This window comes from Kitasatospora sp. NPDC057518 (assembly GCF_042802075.1).
In the GTDB taxonomy this organism is placed as follows: Bacteria; Actinomycetota; Actinomycetes; order Streptomycetales; family Streptomycetaceae; genus Kitasatospora.
The window spans coordinates 22,120-43,418 of the sequence record NZ_JBHVEU010000017.1; the positions used below are offsets into that span (position 1 = coordinate 22,120).

Here is a 21,299-nt window from a genome sequence, read left to right on the forward strand (position 1 = left end):
ACGGAGCGCAGTGGCAGACGAGCACGTCGGGTCCACCGGCGACCCCGGAAGCACGCGCTCCACCGTGTCCGGGTCCTCCGCCCAGGACGTGGTCCAGGCCAGGGACGTCAGCGGAGGCATCCACTTCCACGGCGGACCCGACCGGCCGAACAGCACCCCGACTCCGCGCCAACTGCCCGCAGACGTACGCGGCTTCGTCAACCGTACGGTCGAACTCCAGCAGCTGAACGACGCCTTGGCGGGCGATCACCCGAACCCCGACGCCGCCGCTGCCGTCGTCGTCATCGCCGGAACCGCCGGCGCGGGGAAGACCTCGCTCGCCCTGCACTGGGCCCACCAGGCCCGGCACCGCTTCCCCGACGGCCAGTTGTACGTCAACCTCCGCGGCTACGATCCGGGCCGGCCCGTCACCGCCCAGGAGGCCCTCCACCGCTTCCTGACCTCCCTCGGCGTCGCCGTTCAGGCCGTCCCGCCCGATCCCGACGCGGCGGCCGCCCTCTACCGCTCGCTCCTCGCCGAGCGCCGCGTCCTGGTGGTCCTCGACAACGCCGCCAGTGCGCAGCAGGTCCGGCCGCTCCTGCCCGGCAGTGCCGGAAGCCTCGTCCTGGTCACCAGCCGCAGCCGGCTGTCCGGCCTCGCCGTACGCGACGGCGCCCGCCGGCTCACCCTGCGGACCCTGCCCGAGGCCGAGGCCGTCGCCCTGCTGCGGGCCGTCACGGCCGGGCACCGGTCCGAGGACGACCCGGCGAAGCTCACCGAACTGGCCCGTCTCTGCGCCCAACTGCCGCTGGCCCTGCGCATCGCGGCCGAGCGCGCCGCCAGCCTGCCCCACATGGGCCTGGACGACCTGATCAACGACCTCCGTGACGAGTCCGCGCTCTGGGACGCCCTCAGCGTGGGCGACGACGAGGACGCCGACGCCGTCCGTACGGTCTTCGCCTGGTCCTACCGGGCCCTGCCCGACCCGGTCGCCCGCCTGTTCCGGCTCCTCGGCCTCCACCCCGGCCCCGACTTCGGGCTCCACGCCGCGGCCGCCCTCGCCCACCTCACCCCCAGCCGGACCCGGCAACTCCTCGACTCCCTCGTCGGCGCCCACCTCGTCGAGCAGAGCGCGCCCGACCGCTACCAGTTCCACGACCTCCTGCGCGCCTACGCCACCGACCAGGCCCAGCACGAAGAGACCCCCGCACAGCGCCAGGCCGCCCTGCGCCGCGTGCTCGACTGGTACCTGCACACCGCCGACGCCGCCCAGCGGTGGCTGCGGCCGGCCGAGGCCCGGCTACCGCTCGACCCGGTGTCCGACGGAGTCCGGCCGGCGGCCTTCGCCGACTACAACGCCGCCGTGGACTGGGCCGAGCGCGAACGTGTCAACCTCCTCCAGACCGTCCACGCCGCCTTCGCCGCGGGCGAGGACCGGCGGACCTGGCAGCTGGCCGCCGTCCTCTGGAACGCCCAGGCACCCTCCGCCCCCGGCGCGGACTGGCTCCCGGCAGGCCGGCTCGGACTGGCGGCCGCCGAACGCCTGGACGACACCGCGGCCCGCGCCCTGCTGCTCACCGACCTCGGCATGGGGCACACCCGGGTCAATTCCCTCGGCGACAGCCTGGAGTGCCACCGCAGAGCCCTGGCGCTCTGGCGCGAACGCGGCGACGTGCTCGACGAGGCGCACTCGCTCAACCTGCTGGGACTCGTCCACCTGCACGGCCGGCAACTGGACGGCGCCGCACAGTACTTCGAGCAGGCCCTCACCGCCTTCCGGCCGTTGGGTGAGGCCCAGTGGGAGGCCACCACGCTCGCCAACCTCGCCAGCACCCACTACCGCGCCGGACGCCTCCCCGAGGCCGCGACCGCCGTCGGGCAGGCGCTGGCCGCCCACCGCGCGCTGAAGAACCAGCGGGGGGAGGGAAACGCCCTGCGCCTGCTGAGCGACATCCGACGCGAGGGCGGCGACCAGGCCGGCGCACTCGCCTCGGCGCACGCGGCACTCGACATCGCCCTGAACCTCCGCGACCACCGCCTGGAGGGCTTCTGGCTCCTCACCCTCGGCGACGCCCAGCGGGCCGACGGCCAATCCGCCGACGCCCTCGACTCCTACCAGCGCGCCGCCGTCCTCCACCGCCGCCTCGGCGACCGCAGCCGCGAGGCCCTCGCCTGGTACGGCGCGGGCGAGACCTACCGCGGCCTCGGCCGTCACGCCGAGGCCGCCGCCTTCCTCCGCCGGGCCGCCACCGCCCACCACGAACTCGGCGACCGCTGGCACGAGGCGCTCGCCCTCGACGCCCTGGCGGCGACGGTGTCCGCGGAGGAGCCGGAGGCCGCCCGGCGGCACCGGACGGAGGCGCTCGCACTGCTGGACGGGTATGAGGACGTGCGGGCGGTCGCGGCACGGGAACGGATCGCGCGGCGGGCCGAGGCGGGCTGACGGCGGCTGTGGCGGGTCGTGGGTGCAGGGGGGCCGCCATGGCCGCTGGTGGTTCGGGGGTCGGTGGAGGCCGGTGCGGGTCTGGTGTGCGAGCGCCTCGGCGGTGGCTCGGCCGTCAGGCGGCGAAGGCGGCGAGGAGCTTGTCGGTGAGGCGGTCGAGGTAGTCGGGGGCGGTCGCCGTGTGGACGACGGCGAGGCGCCAGTACAGCGGGCCGGCGAGGAGGTCGAGGGCGAGTTCGCGGTCGAGGTCGGCGGGGAGTTCGCCGCGGTCGACCGCTCGTTCCAGTAGGTCGGTGGCCTTGCTGCGGCGGGGGTCGCGGACGGCGGTCAGCAGTACCTGTGCGAGTTCGGGGGTGCGGACGGCTTCGGCGAGCAGGTCGGGGATGATCTTCGCCGGGAGCGGGTGGCGCAGCGCGTCCGCGGTCGCGGTGAGGAAGGCGAGGACGTCGCCGCGCAGGGTGCCGGTGTCCTTGATCTCGGAGGCGTCCACGGCCACGGCGCGGATCAGGGCGACGGTCATGTCGAGCTTGGACGGCCAGCGGCGGTAGATGGCGGCCTTGCCCGCACCGGCCCGCTTGGCGACCGTCTCCAGGGAGAGCCGGGCGTAGCCGACGGCCGCCAGTTCCTCGAAGAAGGCGGCCGCGATCGCCTCGGTCACGGAGTCCTGGAGCACCGGCCCGCCGGGCGTCCGGCGTGCGGGGGGCGTGGCGGTGTCGGGGGCCGCGGAGGTGTCGGAGGCCGGCCGGGGCGCGGGGGTGCTGGGCATGCCCCGAACCTACATCAGGCGGAACGCTTGCGTCTCGACTGGGTGAGGGCTAGCGTCATAGACGAGACGGAACGGTTCCGTCTCGCCAAGACCTCCGGGAGTGCACCATGCGATTCCTCTTCGAGGACGAGTCCTTCTCCTTCGAGACGCTCAGGGCGGCCGGATTCGCCGACTACGGCGGCGCCGACCTGGGCGAGGTCGTGGCCACCGCCCGGAACATCGGCGAGGGTGACGAGGAGGCCTGGCTGCGCGAGTGGAAGGCCACCGCGGAGCGCGTCCACGGCATCGGCAGCCGCGCCCTGGCGGCCGGGCACCGGGTCAGCGCCCGCGAGGCCCTGCTGCGCGCGTCGAACTACTACCGCACCGCCGAGTTCTACCGCCGCGACGACCCCGCGAACGACCCCGAGGCCAAGGGCCTGTCCGCCCTCTCCCGGGAGACCTTCGCCGCCGCGGCGGCCCTGATGGACACCCCCGTCGAGGCCGTGGCCATTCCCTACGAGGGCACGCACCTGCCCGGCTACCTGTTCCTCGTCGACGACTCCGGCGCCCGGCGCCCCACCGTCCTGTTCACCAGCGGCTTCGACTCGACGCTGGAGGAGGCGTACTTCGCCGTCGCCGCGGCCGCGCTGCGCCGCGGCTACAACGTCCTCGCCTACGACGGGCCGGGCCAGGGCGCGGTGCTGCGCGAGCAGCAGCTGGTCTTCCGGCCGGACTGGGAGGCCGTGGTGACCCCGGTGGTCGACTACGCGCTGACCCGCCCCGAGATCGCCGCCGACGGGCTGGTCCTGTTCGGGTACAGCCTCGGCGGCTACCTGGCCGCCCGCGCCGCCGCCCACGAACACCGCCTGGCCGCCCTGGTGTTGGACGACGGCGTCTACAACTACCGGGAGGCCCACGACCGGTTCCTGCCGCCGTTCCTGCGCGAGTGGATCGAGGCCGGCCGGGACGACCTCGTGGAGCCCGTCATGGGCCTGTTCATGCAGGTGAGCACCCAGGTGCGCTGGGCGCTGCGCAACGGGGTGTGGACGTTCGGCGCCGCGTCGGTGGCGGACTACATCCGCCGTACCGCCGACTACACCCTCGACGGCGTCGCCCGGCTCATCGACTGCCCGACCCTCGTCCTGGACGCCGAGAACGACCAGTTCTTCCGCGGCCAGCCCCAGCAGGTCCAGGCCGCGCTGACCTGCCCGCACACGCTCGTCACCCTGCCCGAGGCCGAGGGCGCGGGCGAGCACTGCCACATGGGCGCCATGTTCCGCTTCCACCAGGTGGCCTTCGACTGGCTGGACACCACCCTGGCCGGGGCCGCCCGGCCCACGAGCTGACGGGGCCGGACGGGAGGGCGTCGCCGCTGGTGGGCGCCCGCCCCCGTTGGGGAGGGAAGGCGGGCGGCGGTGTGCCCGGTCGCCCACGAACCGCGCGGGCGGTAGCGTCACCCTTGGTCGCCAGGGCGTTACGGTGCGCGCCCGGTGGAGGGCGCAGGCCGGGCCCTGGGGCAGGCCCGCCGTCCCTTCCGTCGACCCGACAGGAGTCGCCCCCATGGCCGTCCCCACCGACTTCGACCAGCACGCCACCGGCTACAGCCTCCCGCACGCGTACTGGCTGGCCAAGGCCGCCGAACTCGCCTACCAGGACGAGGCCGCGATCGAGGAGCAGGCCCGCGCCTGGGGCTTCGACACCGTGCGCCACCACCAGACGCGCTTCACCCCGCCGTTCCCGCTGCAGGACACCCAGGCCTACACCATGGCCGGCGACAACATGATCGTCACCGCGTTCCGCGGCACCGAGCCCGCGCAGATCCGTGACTGGCTCACCGACTCCACCACCCCGCCCTGGCCGGGCCCCGCCCGGACGGGCTACGTCCACTACGGCTTCGCCGAGGCCCTCGAATCCGTCTACCCGGACGTCGCCAAGGCCCTCTCCGACCTGCGGACCGGCGACCAGACCGTGTGGTTCACCGGCCACAGCCTCGGCGGCGCCCTCGCCATGCTCGCCGCCGCCCGGCTCGACCTGGAGGAGCCGAGCCTGGCGGCCGACGGCGTCTACACCTACGGCCAGCCCCGGACCTGCGACCGGCTGCTCGCCGCCGCGTACGACAAGGGCCTGCGCGGGCGCACCTACCGCTTCGTGCACGGCAACGACATCGTCCCCGAGCTGCCCCCGGAGCCCGCCTTCACCCACGTCGAGGCGCTGCGCCACATCGACTCCGCGGGCCGCGTCCAGGAGAAGGTCCCGCTGGTCTCCGCGCTGACCGACCGGGCCAAGGGCCTGGGCGCCGCGGCGTTCTCCCCGGACGGCGAGGGCATCCGCGACCACCTGATGCGCAGTTACCTCGCCGCGCTGGAGAAGGCCCTGGCCTGACCGGCGCGGGCTGGAGGGCTCGCGCCGGGGCGGGGGCGAACGGGACGGGCGCGGGCCCGGTGATCTTGGACGGATAGGCTGCCGTGAACTCAGGTCCTCGCGGTGAGGACGGAACTGATGAGGATCGGTGGTGTACGGACATGATGGGACCGGCGCATTCGCTGTCGGGTGCGGCCGCTTGGCTGGGGGTGGGCGCGGCGGCGGCCGGGATGGGGGAGCCGATGCCCTGGCCGGTCCTGCTCGCGGGGGCGCTGATCTGTGCGGGCGCGGCCCTGGCGCCGGACCTGGACCACAAGGCGGCGACGATATCCAGGGCGTTCGGGCCGGTGTCCCGGGCGCTCTGCGAGGTGATCGACAACCTCTCGTACGCGGTGTACAAGGCCACCCGCGGCAAGGGCGACCCGCGGCGCTCGGGCGGCCACCGGACGCTGACGCACACCTGGCTCTGGGCGGTGCTGTGCGGGGCGGGCGCAGCGGCGGTGGCCGTGTACGGCGGCCGCTGGGGCGTGCTGGTGGTGCTGTTCGTGCACATGGTGCTGGCGATCGAGGGACTGCTGTGGCGGCACGCCCGGGTCTCCAGCGACGTCCTGGTGTGGCTGCTGGGGGCGACCAGCGCGTGGATGCTCGCGGAGGTCCTCGACAAGCCCGGCAACGGCTCGCAGTGGCTGTTCGAGGAGCCCGGGCAGCAGTACCTCTGGATCGGCCTGCCGATCGCGCTCGGCGCGCTGGTGCACTGCCTGGGCGACGCGCTGACCGTCTCGGGCTGCCCGGTGCTGTGGCCGATCCCGATCGGGCGCCGGCGCTGGTACCCGATCGGGCCGCCGAAGGGCATGCGGTTCCGGGCCGGCAGCTGGGTGGAGATCAAGGTGCTGACCCCGGTGTTCATGGGGGTCGGCGGGGTGTGCGGGGCGGGGGCGCTCGGCTTCTTCGGCAACGGTTGAGGTCGATGTTCCTTCGGGGGAGGGGAGTTGGCGGGGCGTCGACCGGGTAGGCACCGGTCGGCGCGGGAGATGGGGGAGGCCGGCCTCCGGCGCCGGGAGCGTGTCCGGTACTCCTCGCGGCCTTGGGAGCGTGACAGATGGCGTCCGTACCGGGAGAGGTGGCGATCGTCACCGGTGCCGCCAGCGGGATCGGCCGGGCGGCGGCGCTGCGGCTGGCCCGGGCGGGCTGGGCGGTCGCGGCGGTCGACGTCGACGCGGCCGGTCTGGAGGGGTTGGCGCGGGAGGCTCCCGGGGCGCGCCCGTTCGTCTGCGACGTCACGAACCGTACGGCGGTCGCCGCCGTGGTCCGGGACGTCGGCCGCGAACTGGGCCCGCCCCGGCGGCTGGTGCACTGCGCGGGCGTCGGCGCGATGGGCCGGCTGCTGGACCGGGACGCGGCCGACACCCTGCGGGTGATGGACACCGTGTACGGCGGCACGCTCCGCCTGGTGCACGCCGTCGTCCCCGCCATGGCCGCCCGGGGCGGGGGCCAGGTGGTCATCCTCGGTTCGATCGCGGGCTGGGTGCCGGTGCCGATGGGCGGGGCGTACGGGGCGGCGAAGGCGGCGGTCCACTTCCTGGCCGAGACCGTCGCGGCCGAGCACCGGAAGGACCGGATCCAGGTCGTGTGCGTCTGCCCGCCCGCGGTGGAGACCCCGATGCTGGACCGGATGCGCGACGACTCCCCCGAACTGATGGGCCGGGTCCGCGGGTTGAGCACCGAAGCGGTCCTGGACTCGATGGACCGCGCCCTGGCGCGCGGTCGGCTGTGGGCCTTCCCCGGGCGCGGCACCCGCGCGATGTGGACCGCCCGGCGCCTGGCGCCCCGCCTCCTCGGCCGGACGATCGGCCGCCTGGTGGTCGGGAAGTAGCCGGGGCGCCGGTCAGGGGGTGACCGGGTAGCGGCCGCTCAGCGGGCCGCGAGCAGGCCGTCCACCAGGGCGTCGAGGCCGTCCCGGTAGGTGTCCTGGGCGGTGAGCGGCGCCCAGCGGTCCGCGAGCCCGGCCAGGCGGGGGAGTTGCTCCGGGTCGAGGTCGGCGAAGACCTGCTGACGGTGGGTCGGGCGGTCGTCGGCGGGCCGGCGGCGGGCCGTCGACGTGCGGACCATGATCTCGCCGGCCGTGTAGTACCAGATGGCGCGGTAGCCCTGGACGGCCCGTTCCGGCGACAGGCCGCAGGCCACCAGGCCGTCGACGATCTGCTCGACGAACCAGAGCGAGTGGGCGGACATCAGGCTGTCCCCGGTCAGCACCTCCACGATCCACGGGCAGGCGGCGAGCGCCTCGTGGATGGCGGCCGCCGCGGCGACGACCCGTGCGCGCGGCTCGGCCGGGAGCGCCGTCGGTCGCAGTGTCCGCGCGGCGTAGTCGTCCAGCAGCAGGACGAGCAGCTCCTCCTTGTCGCGGACGTGGTGGTAGAGCGCCATCGGCGTGCTGCCGACCTCGGCGGCCAGGCGGCGCATGGTCAGCCGCTCGACGCCCTCCTCGTCAACGATCCGGCGGGCCGCCGTGACGACCTCCTCCCGGGAGATCCGGGGAGGCCGACCGGTGGCCTTGCGCCGCGCGGCGGGCTGCGCCGCGGCGGGCCGCGCTCCGGCCGACTGGGGGGTGGCGGACGGCGGGGTGGAGGGCTGCTGCATGCCCCCATCATCACCCGGGACTCGACAGTGGGGATCGCCCGGGGTTACTTTCTATACATGTACAAAAACTCACGAGGGCGCCCCGGCCGGGTGCTGGCGGCGGTGGCCGTCGCCCAGTTCGTCTTCGCCCTGGACATGTCGGTGGTCAACGTCGCCCTGCCCGCGATCCGGACCGACCTGGGATTCGCCCCGCTCGACCTCTCCTGGGTCGTGCACGTCTACGCGCTCACCTTCGGCGGGCTCCTGCTGCTCGGCGGCCGCGCGAGCGACCTGTACGGACGGCGCCGGCTGCTCCTGTTCGGCCTGGCCGTCTTCGGCCTCTGCTCGCTCGGCGGCGGGCTGGCCCAGGAGCCCTGGCAGCTGGTCGCCGCCCGCGCCGGGCAGGGCGTGGGTGCCGCGGCGGCCGCCCCGGCCGCGCTCGCGATGCTCACCACCACGTTCACCGAAGGGCCCGGGCGGGTGCGCGCGCTCGGCGTGTGGAGCGCGACGAACGCCGCCGGCGGCGCCCTGGGGGTGCTGGCGGGCGGGCTGCTGACCGAGTACGCGAGCTGGCGCTGGGTCATGCTGGTCAACCTGCCCGTCGTGGCGACGGCGCTCGCCCTGCTGCCCGCCGAGGCGCGGCCCGAGCGGTCCGTACGGCCGGTGAGGCGGGAGCGGCCGGACGTGCTCGGCGCCGTCCTCGCGACCGCCGGCATCGGGCTGCTGGTGTTCGGCGTGGTCCGCACCGACGTCCGGGGGTGGGGCTCCCCGGCCACCCTGGGGACGCTCGCCGCCGCCGGCGCCCTGCTGGCCGCCTTCGCCGTCACCGAGGCCAGGACCGCCGCGCCGCTGCTCCGCCTCGGCCTGCTGCGCAGCCGCTGGGTGGCCGGTGCCAACGTGCTGGTGTTCCTGGCCGCCGCCGGGCAGTTCACCGCCTTCTACTTCGTCTCGCTCTACCTCCAACAGGTCCTGGGCCTGGGCGCCGCCGCCACCGGCCTCGCCTTCCTGCCCTTCTCGGCCGGACTGGTCGCGGGCACCGTGTTCGCCACCCGCGTCGTCGCGCGCCGCACTCCGCGGGCCGCCCTGGTGCCCGGGGCCGTGCTGGCCGCCGCGGGCCTGGCCTGGTTCGCGCTGATCAGCCCGGACGGTGGCTTCCTCACCGACGTCCTCGGCCCGTCGCTGGTCACCAGCGTCGGCACCGGACTGGTCCTGGCCCCGGTCGCCGCCGCCGGGACCACCGGTGTGGCCGCCCGCGAGGCGGGAATGGCCTCCGGCCTGCTCAACAGCTCGCGCCAGCTCGGCGGCTGCGTCGGCCTGGCGGCCCTGGCCACCGTCGCCGCGCACCGCACCGGCGGCGCCACCGACCCGGCCGCCCTCAACGACGGCTACGCCACCGGACTGGCCGTCACCGCCGGGCTCTTCGTCCTCGCCGCGCTGGTGGCGGTCGCCGTGCTGCCCCGGCGGCGGCCGGAGGCGCCGGGCCTCCCCGACCCGCTCACCCCAGGAGCGGAGAGCCCCGCAGAAAGCTCCGCGCGGAACCGCGTGGAGAACCGACTGGAAGGAACCCGCTCATGACGACCACGCCGATCGAGGCCGTGGACCTGTTCTCCTCGGCCCTGCACATCCACCCCGACGGCGACGTCCGGGCCACCGGGCGGCGGATGACCGGCGGCGACGCCGGGGCCTGGCAGATCGCGACCTTCCACGTGGAGAGCGACGCCGAGGTCCACGCCGACCACTGGGAGATGCACCCCGAGGCCGAGGAGGCGGTCTGCTGCCTGGCCGGCGGCGTCCGGCTCTTCCTCCGCCCGGTCGAGCCCGGTGAGCCCGGCGAGGCCGAGTCGGTGGTACGGCTGACGGCGGGCACCGCCGCGATCGTGCCCCGGGGCCGCTGGCACCGGTTGGAACTCGACGCCCCCAGCGACCTGATGTCGATCACCCTCCGGACGGGTACCCGGCTGGAGCCGCGCACCGAGGCCGGCTGACCAGCGAGGGCCGCGGCGGGGTGGTCCGGCACGAGCCGGACCACCCTGCCGTGTCCGCCAACACCCCTTTTCGCCAAGGAGGTTGAAGTCAGGCCGAGGGTGCGGCGGAGCCGGCGATCCGCGCCAGCAGGGCGGCGAGCTCCCCGGGCATGGACAGGAACGGGGAGTGGCTGCTCGGCAGCCGGTGGACGGTGTCGGCGCGGGCCGCGAGCCGGTGCTGCTGGGACAGGTCGAGGGCCTGGTCCTGGTCGCAGACGACGTAGCTGGAGGGCACCGTGCGCCAGCCCGCCGTGGTCACCGGCTCGGTGAAGGACCGGACGCTCTGCGGGCTCAGCCGGGCCACCGCGCGGTCGGCGACGTCGGCGGGCACGTCGGCGTAGTACTCCTGGCGGGCGTGGGCGACGTCCGGCGGGGTGTGGCCCGTGTCGTCCTCCGGCGAGGGAATCCCCAGGAAGGAGAACGTGCTCTCGCCCACGTCCAGTTGGAAGGCGGAGACGTACACCGCCCGCACCACGTTGGCGGCGCCCGCGACGGCCTCGGTGGCGGGGGCGCCGCCGTAGGAGTGGGCGACCGTCACCACCGGGCCGTCGATCCGCCGCAGGTGGTCGCGGATCACGGCGGCGTCCTCCAGCAGGCCCGCCGACCGGGTGCCGTCGGGGCGGGCGGCGGAGCTGGGCAGGTCCACGGCGTGGGAGCGCCAGCCGTCGGCGGCGAGGGCGGCGCGCAGGGGGTCCCAGCACCAGGCGCCGTGCCAGGCGCCGTGGACCAGCAGGAAGGTGGGGCGGTCGGGGCCGGCGGTCACAGGCGGGTCCTCCGTCGTACGGGGCGCGGGCGGTGGGCCCGTCCGAGTATCCGTGGTGAACGTGACGGCGGTGTGACGCCGGGCGTGTCGCCGTCGTACCCGGGCCGGCCGTCAGCGGCCTCCGGTGGCGACGGCGGCGGCCGCCGCCGTCCCGGTGAGGCCGTGACGCTCCGCCAGCACGCCCGCCTGGAAGCGGCTGTCCGCGCCCAGGGAGCTGTAGAGGCCGGCGATGTGCCGTCGGCAGTTGCGCAGCGAGAGCCCGAGCCGGCGGGCGATGACCTCGTCCTTCAGGCCGTCGGCGAGCAGCCGCAGGATCGTCGTCCGGAGCTCGTCCGAGACGGCGCGGGCGGCGGCCGGGCCGCTGCGGAAGGCCTCGCCCTGGTGCCAGAGCGTCTCGAAGGAGTCGGCCAGGTGGGCCACCACCGACGGCTGGTCCACCAGGACGAGCCCGTCGGTCCGTCCCCGCTCCGGCAGGAAGGCGCTCTCCCGGTCGACGACCAGCAGCGGGCCGCAGCTCTCCCCGGTGGTCCGCACCTCGGCGCCGGCCCGTTCCGCAGCCCGGGCCTGGCGCTGGGTGGGCAGGTGGAAGCGCGCGGGGTGCTGGTGGACGATCCGGACCCGCAGCGCGGGGTCGGTGCGCGGCAGTTCGGCCACGACCAGGTCGGCCAGCGCCGCCGCCGTCGGGTCGCCGCCGGGGCAGCAGAGGACGACCTCCCGGCGGGCCCGCAGCAGCCGGTCGCCGACGATCGCGTGCACGGCGCCGTGGCCCGGCGGCACCCCCTCCGGCCGTACGGCGGGTGCGCCGGTCTCCGGCCGCCCGTGGACCGCCTGCGCGGCCGTCCACGACGGCTCGGCCCGCCACGACTGCCCGGTCACGGGCCGGACCGGTGCGGGCCGGTCCCGGCGGACGGCCCAGGCGTAGAAGGCGACGGTGCCGTCGCCCGGCCCGGCGGTGGGGGTGGTGGGGGCCGGGACGGAGCCCAGTGGGGCTCCTGGTGCGTGTGGGGTGAACGCGATGTGGACGGTTCCACGTTCTCTCATGACAGCCCTCTTGACAGCTGGTGGCGGCCGACGGTCGACGGTCGCGTCCGGCGGTCGGTCGGCCCCGGAAGCGGTTGTTCGATCGTCGTCAACGGTCGCGGCGGCCGCCAGGGGGTGAGGGGGCCAGGAAGTTGTTGGCCGACTGAGGAGGGGTGGATGAATCCGGTGAAAACGGACGCGGTCCGGTCGTCGGGGCGGGAGGCCCTGCTCGATCGCGAGACGCGGCTGGTCTACGAGTGGGCGGTGCGGCACCGGCGGGTCGAGCCCGCCGACCTGGCGCGGATCTCCACCGACCTCGGGCTCGGCGAGGCGCGCTGCCGGGCGGCCGTCGACCGGCTGGCGGCGCTGTGCCTGCTGGTGCGGCGACCGGGAGCCGGGCCGGGCTGCTTCGCGGCGGTCGGCCCGGAGGCGGCCGCCGCGCGGCTGACCGGACGGGAGGAGGCGCGGCTGCGCATCGCGGAGGCCGAGCTGGGCCGCCGTCAGGCCGCGCTGGCGGGGCTGCGCGCCGAGGTGGCCTCGCTGGAGCCGGTGTACCGGGCGCAGGGCGGCGGCGTGGACGGCTCGGTCCGCCTGCTGGAGGACGCCCACGCGGCCGGTTCGGCGCTCGGCTCCGTGGTGGGCGCCGCCAAGGAGGAGGTGCTGACCGTCCAGCCGGGCGGCGGCCACCCGCAGGCGGACCTGACGGAGGCGCTGCCCCGGGACCTGGCCGCGCTGGGGCGGGGCGTCCGGCTGCGGAGCCTGTACCAGCACCCGGCCCGGTTCGACCCGCCCACCCGTTCCTACGCGGAGCTGGTCATCGCCGCGGGGGCGGAGGTCCGGACCCGCGCCGAGGTACCGGCCCGGCTGGTCGTGGTGGACCGGACCACGGCCTTCGTGCCGGCCCGGCTCGCCACCGGAGCGGCGCTGCTGGTCCGGGAGCCGTCCCTGGTCGCGTACTTCGTCGGGCTCTTCGAGCACGAGTGGAGCCAGGCGGTCCCGTACGACACCGCGCCGCGGGCCGCCCGTACGGTGTCCCGCGAGGTCGAGGACGTGATCGCGGTGCTGCTCGCCGCCGGGGAGAAGGACGACACGATCGCCCGGCGGCTGGGCATGTCGACCCGCACCTGCCGGCGCCACATCGCCGAGCTGCTGGCGCGTCTGGGTGCGCAGAGCCGGTTCCAGGCCGGGGCGTTGGCCGAGCGGGCCGGGCTCACCGTCCCGGCGGACGCCACCGGGCCCTGCTGAGGCCGGCCCCACCCGGCGGGCACGGCCGACGAGGGCCCGGGAACGACGGACGGAGGCCCGCCGGGTGGTCCCGGCGGGCCTGCGCGTCGTCGGTCGGAGGATTACTCCGCAGCCTCGACCGGGGCGCCGAACGGCAGGTGCAGGTCGGTGCTCCAGTGGCTGAACGGGACGGCCGCGTCGTCCTGGGCGGCCTCGAGCGCCTGGAGGGAGAGGATCGTCGACATCAGAGACCGGCCTCCTCGGCGACGGGCGCCTCGGCGCGGTAGTGGGCGAAGCTGCTCCAGTGGCTGTTGGGCTCGACGGCACCGGTGCCGGTCTCGCTCTGGAGGCCCTGGAGGGCCAGGATCTGGGTCATGGTCGTTCCTTTCCGTGGTGGTGCCGGCCACCGGATGGTGGCCGTGGTGGTCCCCCGGGTCCCAGGGGCCTCGAAGCCTCAGGGCCGCGAGGCCTCAGGACCGGGGAAGTCGGTGATGCCGGGCAGCGGCACCGGGCCGAGGACGGCCTCGTGCAGCGCGACCAGGACTCCGGCGGCGCCGGTGGCCAGGTCCGCCGACAGGCGCATCGAGCGCCGGCCCGGGAAGGCGAGGTGGCCGCGATGGTTCATCACGTGCCACTCCAGCAGCCGCAGGTGGCGGTCGGCCTCGGCCCCGCGTCCGCCGCGCAGCAGGTGCAGTACCAGCCCGGCCCGGCCCTCGAACAGGCCGGCCGCCGCGATCAGGTCGGGGAGGCAGGCGCGGTCGGCGGCGGCGGTCGCCTGGGCGAACCGGCCGGGCAGCCGGCCCGCGCCGTCGGGTCGGTCCGCCCCGCTGTGCCGCGCCAGCTCGGAGATCAGCCGGGCGGTGCCGACGCCGCCCGCGGCCAGGTACGGGAGCTTGCGGCGGTGGCGGTCCTCGACCAGGAAGAGCATCCCGTCGGTGACGTCCGCCTCGTCCAGTTCGCGGCCGAGCGCCGCCTCGGCCGCCGTCAGCCAGCGCCGCTCGCCGGTGTGCCCGTACAGCCGCAGGAACAGTGCGGCCTGCCCGCTCCAGCCGTCCAGCAGGCCGCGCAGCCGGGGTGCGGGTTCGTCCCGGGCCAGCTCGTGGCCGAGGGCGAGGGCCCGGTCGGCGAGCCGCTCGCGGCCGAGCACGTCGGCCAGGTCGAGCAGGCCGAGCGCGATGCCGGCCCGTCCGGAGCCGAGCCCCGGATCGGCCGGGGCCTCGGTGGCGAGCAGCCGCTCGACCAGCGCGTCGGCCTCCCGGGTCGCCCCGAGCCGGGCCAGCGTCCAGGCGATGCCGGTCAGCCCGTCGTAGAGGCCGGGCGGCAGGTCGGCCGCGGCGTCCGCGCGGGCCACCAGCCAGTCGGTGTGCTCGGGCGGGGCGGGGCGGCCGCAGGCCCGGAGCGCGTACAGGACGCCGGCCGCGCCGTAGGACAGTCCCAGGCCGCCGTGGCCCGGGCCGAACTGTTCGACGTCGCCGGGGAAGAGGCGGTCCGTCCGGTCCGGGGTGGCCATCGCCAGGATGCCCGCGGCCAGCGAGTCCAGCACCGGGCGCCAGGCCGCGGTGTCCGCCGAGGGCTCCTGGGGCCAGGCCGGACGAGCCGGCCCCGCGGCGCCGTCGGCGGCACCCGGAGCGCGTTCGGTGGCGCCCGCCGGCAGCTTCCCGCCGGCCGCCCGGTGCAGCGCCTCGGCGACCCCGGGCCCGAACCCGGCGGGCACGGGGTAGCGGCGGGAGATCTCCCGGCCGGCCAGCTCGGCCTTGCCCGAGTCCAGCCCGAGCTGGATGTTCAGCGGGAGGAAGAGGTAGAGCCGCAGCGCGGCCAGCGCGTACGCGTCCACGGCGGTTCCGCGCCGGGCCTTCGGCGAGACGAAGCCGGGCGCGCCCAGCGGGGGAGCGGCGGGGTCGTCGGCGGGGAAGGCGATCTCGAAGTCGACCAGCGCGCAGCGCCCGTCCGGCCGGACCATCACGTTGTTGGGGTGCAGGTCGCCGAAGACCAGCCCGCGCTCGTGCAGCGCCGCCAGCATGCCGCCGACCTGGTCGAGCACGTCGAGCGCCCAGTCGGTGTACGCGGCCAGCTCGGCCTCGTCCGGGTCGGGGTGGGTGAGCGGGCAGGTCCGGGTGAAGACGTCCTCCAGCCGCTCGCCCTCGATGTACTCCTCGACCAGGTAGTGGTGCTCCCAGACCTGCCGGTACTCGTACAGGGCGGGCACGAAGTCCACCCCGGCCAGCGCCTCCAGCACCCGGCGCTCGCTCAGCAGTCGCTGCACCGCGTCCCGGCCGGCGTAGTCGAGCCCGGCGTGCGGGCGGGCCTCGCGCAGCACCACCTGTCGGCCGTCGCGCCGGTCGGTGGCCTGGTAGATCCCGCCGCCGTTGGAGAAGTGCAGCGCCTTGACGACCTCGAACGGGAAGTCGGCCGGGGCCTCGGCCTCACGCGCGGCGTCGGCGGCGAGCTGGGCGGAGACGAGCTCCGGCACCGGTGCCCAGTCCGGCACGGTGAAGACGGTGCCCCGGGTGTCGGGCACCAGTGCGCCGTCCGGGCCGCGCATCGCCGGGACGCGCCGGCCCCGCTCGTCGGTGCAGTGGCGTTCGACGAAGGAGCCGTAGCGCAGGTAGAGCGGGCCCTCCCGGTAGCGCAGGTCGCTCAGGACGTAGGGGCCGGGGACGCCCTTCAGCAGGGTGGACAGGTCGTCCAGCACCCGGGCCAGCCGGGTGTCGTCCTCCGGGTAGAGCGTGATCAGCTTGCCGCTGGCGCGGCGGTCGGCGTACTTGCTGTTCAGGGCGAGCACGGTGGCCCGGCCGCGCAGGAACTTCCAGGTCAGCCCGTGCTCCAGGCCGTACGCCAGGACCTGGTCGACGACCTGCTCCGCCTCGTCCGGGGTGGCCGAGACGTGCACCTTCCAGCCCTGCTCGGGGAGTCGGGCGTGCGGCGGCCGCAGGCTGATCCAGGGGCCGTGCTCGTGGCGCTCCCAGCCCGGCGGCAGCGGGGCGGTGGCGGCGGCGAAGCGGTCGTCGGCGTGCTCGGCGCGGGCGGGGTCGTCGTAGAACAGCGGGTCGGCGAAGCAGTGGCGCTCGTAGCGGTCGTCCATGGTGCCCGCCTCAGCCCGCGGTCCGCGGCCGGCACCCGGACGCGCCCGCTCCGGTGGCCGGCCGGCCGTCGGATGTCGTCGTCATGGGAGCCCCCCCGGGTGCAGTCGATCCCGCCGGTTGCGGGCTGCTTCCGACCCTGCCAGCCGGGGTGGGCGGGGTCGACGGGTCCGACCCGCCACCTTCGTGCCTGGCAGTTTCCGGGCGGGTCCTGGAGGCGGCGGCTGTCCGCCCTCGCTCAGCGGTGTCCGCCGACGCCGGTGGCGGCGGCCGCGACCGGTGTGCGGTCGGGCTCCGGGCGCTGTTCGGTGTGCTGTTCGGTGCGCGGCTCGGGGGCGAGGTAGCGGCTGCGGACGGCGGCGACGATCTCGGCGCTCGCCCGTCCGTCGCCGTAGGGCGAGGGGAGCTGCGCCAGCCGTTCGCCGACGGCCTCGTCGGCGAGCAACTCCCGCAGCGCGCGGGCGAGTTCGTGTCCCGGGCGGGCGAGCCGGGCGAAGCCGGCCCGGACGGCCTCGGGACGCTCGGTGGAGTTGCGCACCACCACGAGCGGGCGCTTGAGCACCGTGCACTCCTCCTGGACCCCGCCGGAGTCCGACACCAGCAGCCGGCAGTGCCGGGCCAGGGCGAGGAACCCGGCGTGGTCCAGCGGTTCGATCCGGCGCAGCCGTGCGACCGGGCCGCGCAGGCCGAAGGCCTCGACGGCGGCCCTGGTCCGGGGGTGCAGCGGCAGCAGGACCGGCAGGTCCAGGGCGGCGAGCTGGTCGAGGATCTGGGCGAGCCGCGCGGCGTCGTCGGTGTTCTCGGGGCGGTGGATGGTGGCGAGCACGTAGCCGCCGGGGGTGACGGCGTGTTCGGCGACGATGCGGTGGGCCTCGGCCTCGGCGGGCAGGGTCGCCAGGGTCGCCTCGACGACGGTGTTGCCGGTGATCACCACCCGGTCGGCTTCGATCCCCTCGCGCAGCAGGTGCGCCGCCGCCGTCGCGGTGGGCGCGCAGTGCAGGTCGGCGAGCGGGGCGATCAGGCGGCGGTTGGCCTCCTCGGGCATGCCGGGGTCGAAGGAGCGCAGTCCGGCCTCGACGTGGACGACGGGTATGCCCGCGCAGTGCGCCGCGAGGGCGCCGGCGGCGGCGGTGTTGGTGTCGCCCTGGACGAGGACGGCGGCCGGTGGGCGGGCCGCGAGGTGGTCGCTCAACGCGCTGACCATCCGGCCTATTTGGCGTCCGCGCGGTTCGCCGCCGACGCCCTTCAGCAGGTGGTGCGGGCGGGGGAGGCCGTACTGGGCGAAGAACGTGGTGGTGAGGGCCGGGTCCCAGTGCTGGCCGCTCCAGACGATGCGGGCCCGCGGGCCGAGGAGGCGGGCCACTCCGGCGAGTTTGACGATCTCCGGTCGGGTTCCGAGGACCAGGGCGACGTCGGTCGAGGACATGGCGCTCCGAAGGGGGCGAGGGGGTGGGGTGGTGAAGTATCAGCAGACGATATGGGGAGATTCGTCAGAAAGATCCATAGATGGGAACAATGTCACCCACTTGGCCGACAGGAGGCCGTCCGGGGTCCGCCCGAGGCCGCCTCGGGAGCGGAACGGGCCCGGCGGTGGTTCGTGTGCCGGTGCATCAAGACCCGGCGCACCGGGACCACTTGGCGGCCGGCCTCGCCCACGGATACCGGTTCGCCGGTGCCCCCGCGCGGCCGGTTGCGGCAAACGGGTGATTTCCACCCGAATGGGCGCGGCGCATCTATCCGATCATCCGATCAGCCCAGCAACATACGGCTCCAGATCGCAAAGATCGGGATGACTCGGACATCACGACCGGGCATCACGGCCGGACCTGACGAGAGGGACCACCATGTACGGACCCATAGGCGGCGGACTCCCCCCGACGGCGGCCGGCGGCGGCGTACTGGCCTCGACCGGCTCGCCCGGCCTCGGCTTCGCGGCCGCGGCCGGCACCGCCCTGGTGCTGGTGGGAGTCGCGCTGCTGCGACGCAGCCGGCTGGCCGCCGACCGGGCAGAGCGGACTGAGCGGACCGACCGGAAGCGCGACGGCCGCTAGCCCGCCGCACCGCACCGCGCCGCCCGCCGCCAACCCGCCTTCCTTCCAAGGGGTGTCCCCGTGACCGCAGACGTGTACCCGCAACCCGCCCGGCCACCGGGGCCGGCCCGCCCGCCGCTGTCGCGGCCCGGCCGCGCCCCGCTGTCGGGCCGGGTGCTCGCCGGAGTGGCCGGACCGCTGCTGCTGGGCCTGGGCGGGGCCCTGGTCGCCGGTGAACGCGCCTACCGGTTCCATGAGTTGGCCGGTGCGCGGTGGGTGGTCTCGCACGGGCTCGGCCTGCGGACCCTGCTGCTCGCCGCCCCCGACGCGCCGGTGCTGTACGCCGGCGACGCGAGCGGGTTCGGGCGCGGGATCGCCCTCACCACCGGGTGCGGCAGCGCCCTGCTGATCGCCCCGCTGGCGCTGCTGGCCGGAGTCCTGCTGCTGTTCGGCACCCGCGGGCCGGCCCGGGTCCTGCTGGGTTTCGTCCTGGCGGCCGCGCTGGTCCTCGCCGCCAACCTGGGCCGGCTGACGCTGATCGTCGCCATGCAGTACCGGTACGGCGACGAGGGGTTCGGCTGGACGCACGTCCTGTTCGGCTCGGTGCTGATGATGGCCGCTGGCCTGATCGCGCTGCTGTTCTTCCTCCTCCTGATCACCCGAACGTCCACCCGCGACGCGGAGGCCGATGCGCCGTGACCCTGCTCGACCTGTCCGTCTCCCTCTCCTTCGTGCTGGGGATCGGCTTCCTCGCCTACGTCACGGTGATCGTGCGCAACTTCCTGCGGGTCGGCCCGGACGCCCCGGGCGATCCGGACCGGTTCGACTGGCACTTCCTCATACCCTGCCGGGACGAGGAGGCCGTGATCGGCACCACCCTGGACTACCTCGCCGAGCACTTCCCCCGGGCGCGGGTCTGGGTCGTCGACGACCACTGCGAGGACCGGACCGCCGAGGCGGTGCGGGCCCGGGCCGCCGAGGGACGGCCCGTCCACCTGGTGGACCGGCGGCTGCCGCGGGCGCGCACCGGCAAGGGCGACGCCCTGAACGCCGCCTACCGGGCGCTCGAAGCCCGGCTGCCGGAGGGCGCCGACGCCGACCGGGTCGTCCTGATCGTCCTGGACGCCGACGGGCGGCCCTCCCCGGGCATGCTGGACACCTTCGCAGGAGCCTCCTGCTTCGGTGACCCGGCCATCGGCGCCGTCCAGGTCGAGGTCCGGATGTCCAACCGCGACGTGGCCGTGCCGCTGCCCCACCGGGGGCGCCTGGCCAACCGCTTCGCCCGGCTGCTGGCCCGGCTCCAGGACATCGAGTTCCGCGGGCCGATCTCCGCCATCCAGATCACCCGCCGGCTCACCCGGACCGTCAACGTGGGCGGCAACGGCCAGGCCAACCGGCTCAGCGCGCTGCGCTCGATCGACCGGGGCGGCAGCGGCGGGCCGTGGGGCCGGGCGCTGCTGGAGGACTTCGAGCTCGGGCTGCGGATGATGCTGGCCGGCTGGCGCAACGGCTACACCACGACCGCCTGGGTGGACCAGGAAGCCCTGTGGAACGTACGGCAGTTGATCACCCAGCGGGTCCGCTGGGCGCAGGGCTCGATGCAGTGCGCGCCGTACCTGCGCCGGGTCTGGAGCTCCCGGGAGTTCACCACGGCGGGCTTCCTGGAAGTCCTCTACTTCATGGTCCAGCCCTGGCTCCAGGTCGTCGGCCTGGTGGTCTACGCGGTGCCGATCGCCGTCTTCGGCTACAACGCGGTCTTCTACCCCGAGTTCGTGCTCGCCTTCCTCCGCCAGGGCGGCGCCGTGCTGATCGCGCTCTACCTGGTCGTCGGGGTCGCCGAGTTCGCCCTCTGGGGGCCGCTGTACCGGCGCCGCAGCGAACCGGGGATCAGCCGCCGGGCCGCGCTCGGCTACGGCCTGGCGCTCGCGGTCTACGCCGCCACCACCTACCTCGTCGCGGTCCGCGCCTTCTGGCGGATCGTGCGGGGCAAGGGCTCCTGGCAGAAGACGGCCCGTACGGCCGAGCCGCCGCCGGGTCAGGCCCCCGCGCCCGCCGCCCAGGAGATCGCCACCGTCTGAGCGGCCGAGACTTCTCCCCGGCCGGTGAGGCCGCGGCCGCACCGAACACCGCGGCCGGTCGGCGGAGTCGACGCACCACCCCCCTTCCTGCCCCCTCCGTACGGCGGACACCTCCGTCCGCCGTGCCCCCGTCCGAAAGGCCCACCCGTGCGCACTCGTACCCGCAACCGTGTCCTCGCCGGAACCGCCCTCGCCGTCGGAGCCCTGTCCGTGGCGTCCCCGGCGTACGCCGCGCTGCCCGCCCCGGTGGCCGACGCCTACGTCGTCTCCACGGAGGCGCTGGGCGGGATGGTCGCCGTCCCGCCGTCGCCCGAGTCGACGTACCCGTCCGGCGGCACCCGGACCCTGGTCGGCCTCACCGTCGGGCCGGTCGCCACCACCGCCGTGCTCACCGCGAACACCGCCGGGAACCCGGTCGACGGCACCGCTTCGGCCTCCGCGACGGTCGACAAGCTCGGGCTCGACCTCGGTGTCGCCTCGGTCTCCCTGACCGGCGTCGACTCGACCTGCGCCGCCACCCCCGCCGGGGCCACCGGCAGCGGCCTGATCGCCGGCGGGTCGATCAGCGTCGCCGGCATCCCGACCAACCTCCAGGCCAACGCCCCCGCCAACACCAGGGTCAGCATCCCGCTGGTCGGTTCGATCGTCCTCAACGAGCAGACCACCGACGCCAACGGCGTCCTCACCGTCAACGCCGTCCACCTCACCCTGCTGCCGTCGCTGAACGGCGCCAACCTGGTCATCGGGCACGCCCGGTGCGGCGGCGCCGAGCCCGCCGCCGCCGTGCCGATGATCAACCCGTCCGTCGCGGGGATGAGCGGCGGGGCGGTGCTCGCCGGTGTCCTGGCCACCGTCTACGTCCGCCGCCGCAACGCCCGGTCCGCCGCGTCGGCCGTCTGACGGGAGGCAGGGCGGCCGGCCCGGAGCAGGGGC

At 75.5% G+C, this 21,299-nt stretch carries 20 protein-coding genes; 12 read left to right on the forward strand and 8 right to left on the reverse strand.

The annotated features are described in order from the left end of the window. Positions 1–10: 10 nt before the first annotated feature. The gene (locus ACFU7Z_RS03375; RefSeq protein ID WP_380775644.1) at positions 11–2,422 is read left to right on the forward strand and encodes an ATP-binding protein; all 2,412 of its coding nucleotides are present in this window, start codon (positions 11–13) and stop codon (positions 2,420–2,422) included. A 115-nt stretch (positions 2,423–2,537) separates the two neighbouring features. Here the strand turns inward: ACFU7Z_RS03375 and ACFU7Z_RS03380 are convergent, their stop codons facing one another. Beyond that, a complete protein-coding gene (locus ACFU7Z_RS03380; RefSeq protein WP_380775646.1) occupies positions 2,538–3,188 on the reverse strand; it encodes a TetR-like C-terminal domain-containing protein in 651 nt (216 codons plus the stop codon). Between the two features lie 107 nt (positions 3,189–3,295). Here ACFU7Z_RS03380 and ACFU7Z_RS03385 point away from each other — a divergent pair, with 107 nt between their 5' ends. The 4 genes from ACFU7Z_RS03385 (at position 3,296) to ACFU7Z_RS03400 (ending at position 7,401) form a co-directional block, all read left to right on the forward strand. Further along, positions 3,296–4,513 carry an alpha/beta hydrolase family protein gene (locus tag ACFU7Z_RS03385; RefSeq protein ID WP_380775648.1) on the forward strand — a complete coding sequence of 406 codons (1,218 nt, stop codon included), beginning with the start codon at positions 3,296–3,298 and terminating at the stop codon, positions 4,511–4,513. 214 nt (positions 4,514–4,727) lie between these two features. Further along, the gene (locus tag ACFU7Z_RS03390) at positions 4,728–5,549 is read left to right on the forward strand and encodes a lipase family protein (RefSeq protein ID WP_380741030.1); all 822 of its coding nucleotides are present in this window, start codon (positions 4,728–4,730) and stop codon (positions 5,547–5,549) included. A 140-nt stretch (positions 5,550–5,689) separates the two neighbouring features. Next, positions 5,690–6,490, forward strand: a complete 801-nt coding sequence (locus ACFU7Z_RS03395) for a metal-dependent hydrolase (protein WP_049650939.1) — start codon at positions 5,690–5,692, stop codon at positions 6,488–6,490. A gap of 137 nt (positions 6,491–6,627) precedes the next feature. Then, positions 6,628–7,401 (forward strand): SDR family NAD(P)-dependent oxidoreductase, encoded by a 774-nt coding sequence (locus tag ACFU7Z_RS03400; protein ID WP_380775650.1) that lies wholly within the window; start codon positions 6,628–6,630, stop codon positions 7,399–7,401. A gap of 38 nt (positions 7,402–7,439) precedes the next feature. Here the strand turns inward: ACFU7Z_RS03400 and ACFU7Z_RS03405 are convergent, their stop codons facing one another. After that, entirely contained in the window at positions 7,440–8,168 is a 729-nt protein-coding gene (locus ACFU7Z_RS03405) for a TetR/AcrR family transcriptional regulator (protein WP_082345634.1), read from the reverse strand. Positions 8,169–8,225: 57 nt separating this feature from the next. Between ACFU7Z_RS03405 and ACFU7Z_RS03410 the strand changes: the two genes are divergently transcribed. Both ACFU7Z_RS03410 and ACFU7Z_RS03415 read left to right on the forward strand, forming a co-directional pair. Further along, entirely contained in the window at positions 8,226–9,722 is a 1,497-nt protein-coding gene (locus ACFU7Z_RS03410; RefSeq protein WP_380775652.1) for an MFS transporter, read from the forward strand. Then, a complete protein-coding gene (locus ACFU7Z_RS03415; RefSeq protein WP_380775654.1) occupies positions 9,719–10,132 on the forward strand; it encodes a cupin in 414 nt (137 codons plus the stop codon). The genes ACFU7Z_RS03410 and ACFU7Z_RS03415 overlap by 4 nt, the downstream gene beginning before the upstream one ends. Positions 10,133–10,220: 88 nt before the next feature. Here the strand turns inward: ACFU7Z_RS03415 and ACFU7Z_RS03420 are convergent, their stop codons facing one another. Both ACFU7Z_RS03420 and ACFU7Z_RS03425 read right to left on the reverse strand, forming a co-directional pair. After that, on the reverse strand, positions 10,221–10,934 hold the full coding sequence (locus ACFU7Z_RS03420; RefSeq protein WP_380775657.1) for an alpha/beta fold hydrolase: 714 nt from the start codon (positions 10,932–10,934) through the stop codon (positions 10,221–10,223). A gap of 111 nt (positions 10,935–11,045) precedes the next feature. Further along, on the reverse strand, positions 11,046–11,975 hold the full coding sequence (locus ACFU7Z_RS03425) for a LuxR C-terminal-related transcriptional regulator (protein ID WP_380775659.1): 930 nt from the start codon (positions 11,973–11,975) through the stop codon (positions 11,046–11,048). A gap of 156 nt (positions 11,976–12,131) precedes the next feature. On the opposite strand from ACFU7Z_RS03425, the gene ACFU7Z_RS03430 reads away from it, so the two are divergent. After that, positions 12,132–13,199, forward strand: a complete 1,068-nt coding sequence (locus tag ACFU7Z_RS03430) for a LuxR C-terminal-related transcriptional regulator (RefSeq protein ID WP_380775661.1) — start codon at positions 12,132–12,134, stop codon at positions 13,197–13,199. 101 nt (positions 13,200–13,300) lie between these two features. On the opposite strand, the gene ACFU7Z_RS03435 is transcribed toward ACFU7Z_RS03430, so the two are convergent. The 4 genes from ACFU7Z_RS03435 to wecB all read right to left on the reverse strand — a co-directional run bounded on the left by ACFU7Z_RS03435 (position 13,301) and on the right by wecB (position 17,684). Then, positions 13,301–13,423 carry a hypothetical protein gene (locus ACFU7Z_RS03435; protein ID WP_255357467.1) on the reverse strand — a complete coding sequence of 41 codons (123 nt, stop codon included), beginning with the start codon at positions 13,421–13,423 and terminating at the stop codon, positions 13,301–13,303. Further along, positions 13,423–13,554 (reverse strand): hypothetical protein, encoded by a 132-nt coding sequence (locus ACFU7Z_RS03440; RefSeq protein ID WP_259316466.1) that lies wholly within the window; start codon positions 13,552–13,554, stop codon positions 13,423–13,425. The genes ACFU7Z_RS03435 and ACFU7Z_RS03440 overlap by 1 nt, the downstream gene beginning before the upstream one ends. A gap of 78 nt (positions 13,555–13,632) precedes the next feature. Continuing rightward, positions 13,633–16,260 (reverse strand): class III lanthionine synthetase LanKC, encoded by a 2,628-nt coding sequence (lanKC, locus tag ACFU7Z_RS03445; protein ID WP_380775663.1) that lies wholly within the window; start codon positions 16,258–16,260, stop codon positions 13,633–13,635. 236 nt (positions 16,261–16,496) lie between these two features. After that, positions 16,497–17,684: a non-hydrolyzing UDP-N-acetylglucosamine 2-epimerase gene (gene wecB / locus ACFU7Z_RS03450; RefSeq protein ID WP_380775665.1), complete on the reverse strand. Its 1,188-nt coding sequence runs from the start codon at positions 17,682–17,684 to the stop codon at positions 16,497–16,499. A 418-nt stretch (positions 17,685–18,102) separates the two neighbouring features. Here wecB and ACFU7Z_RS03455 point away from each other — a divergent pair, with 418 nt between their 5' ends. From ACFU7Z_RS03455 to ACFU7Z_RS03470, 4 genes are all read left to right on the forward strand, one after another. Next, the gene (locus ACFU7Z_RS03455) at positions 18,103–18,309 is read left to right on the forward strand and encodes a hypothetical protein (RefSeq protein ID WP_380775667.1); all 207 of its coding nucleotides are present in this window, start codon (positions 18,103–18,105) and stop codon (positions 18,307–18,309) included. Positions 18,310–18,369: 60 nt separating this feature from the next. Further along, on the forward strand, positions 18,370–18,987 hold the full coding sequence (locus tag ACFU7Z_RS03460; RefSeq protein ID WP_380775669.1) for an archaeosortase/exosortase family protein: 618 nt from the start codon (positions 18,370–18,372) through the stop codon (positions 18,985–18,987). Continuing rightward, positions 18,984–20,366 carry a glycosyltransferase gene (locus tag ACFU7Z_RS03465; protein ID WP_380775671.1) on the forward strand — a complete coding sequence of 461 codons (1,383 nt, stop codon included), beginning with the start codon at positions 18,984–18,986 and terminating at the stop codon, positions 20,364–20,366. The genes ACFU7Z_RS03460 and ACFU7Z_RS03465 overlap by 4 nt, the downstream gene beginning before the upstream one ends. A gap of 147 nt (positions 20,367–20,513) precedes the next feature. Further along, positions 20,514–21,266, forward strand: coding sequence for a choice-of-anchor P family protein (locus ACFU7Z_RS03470; protein ID WP_380775673.1), 753 nt, complete (start codon positions 20,514–20,516; stop codon positions 21,264–21,266). Positions 21,267–21,299 lie beyond the last annotated feature (33 nt).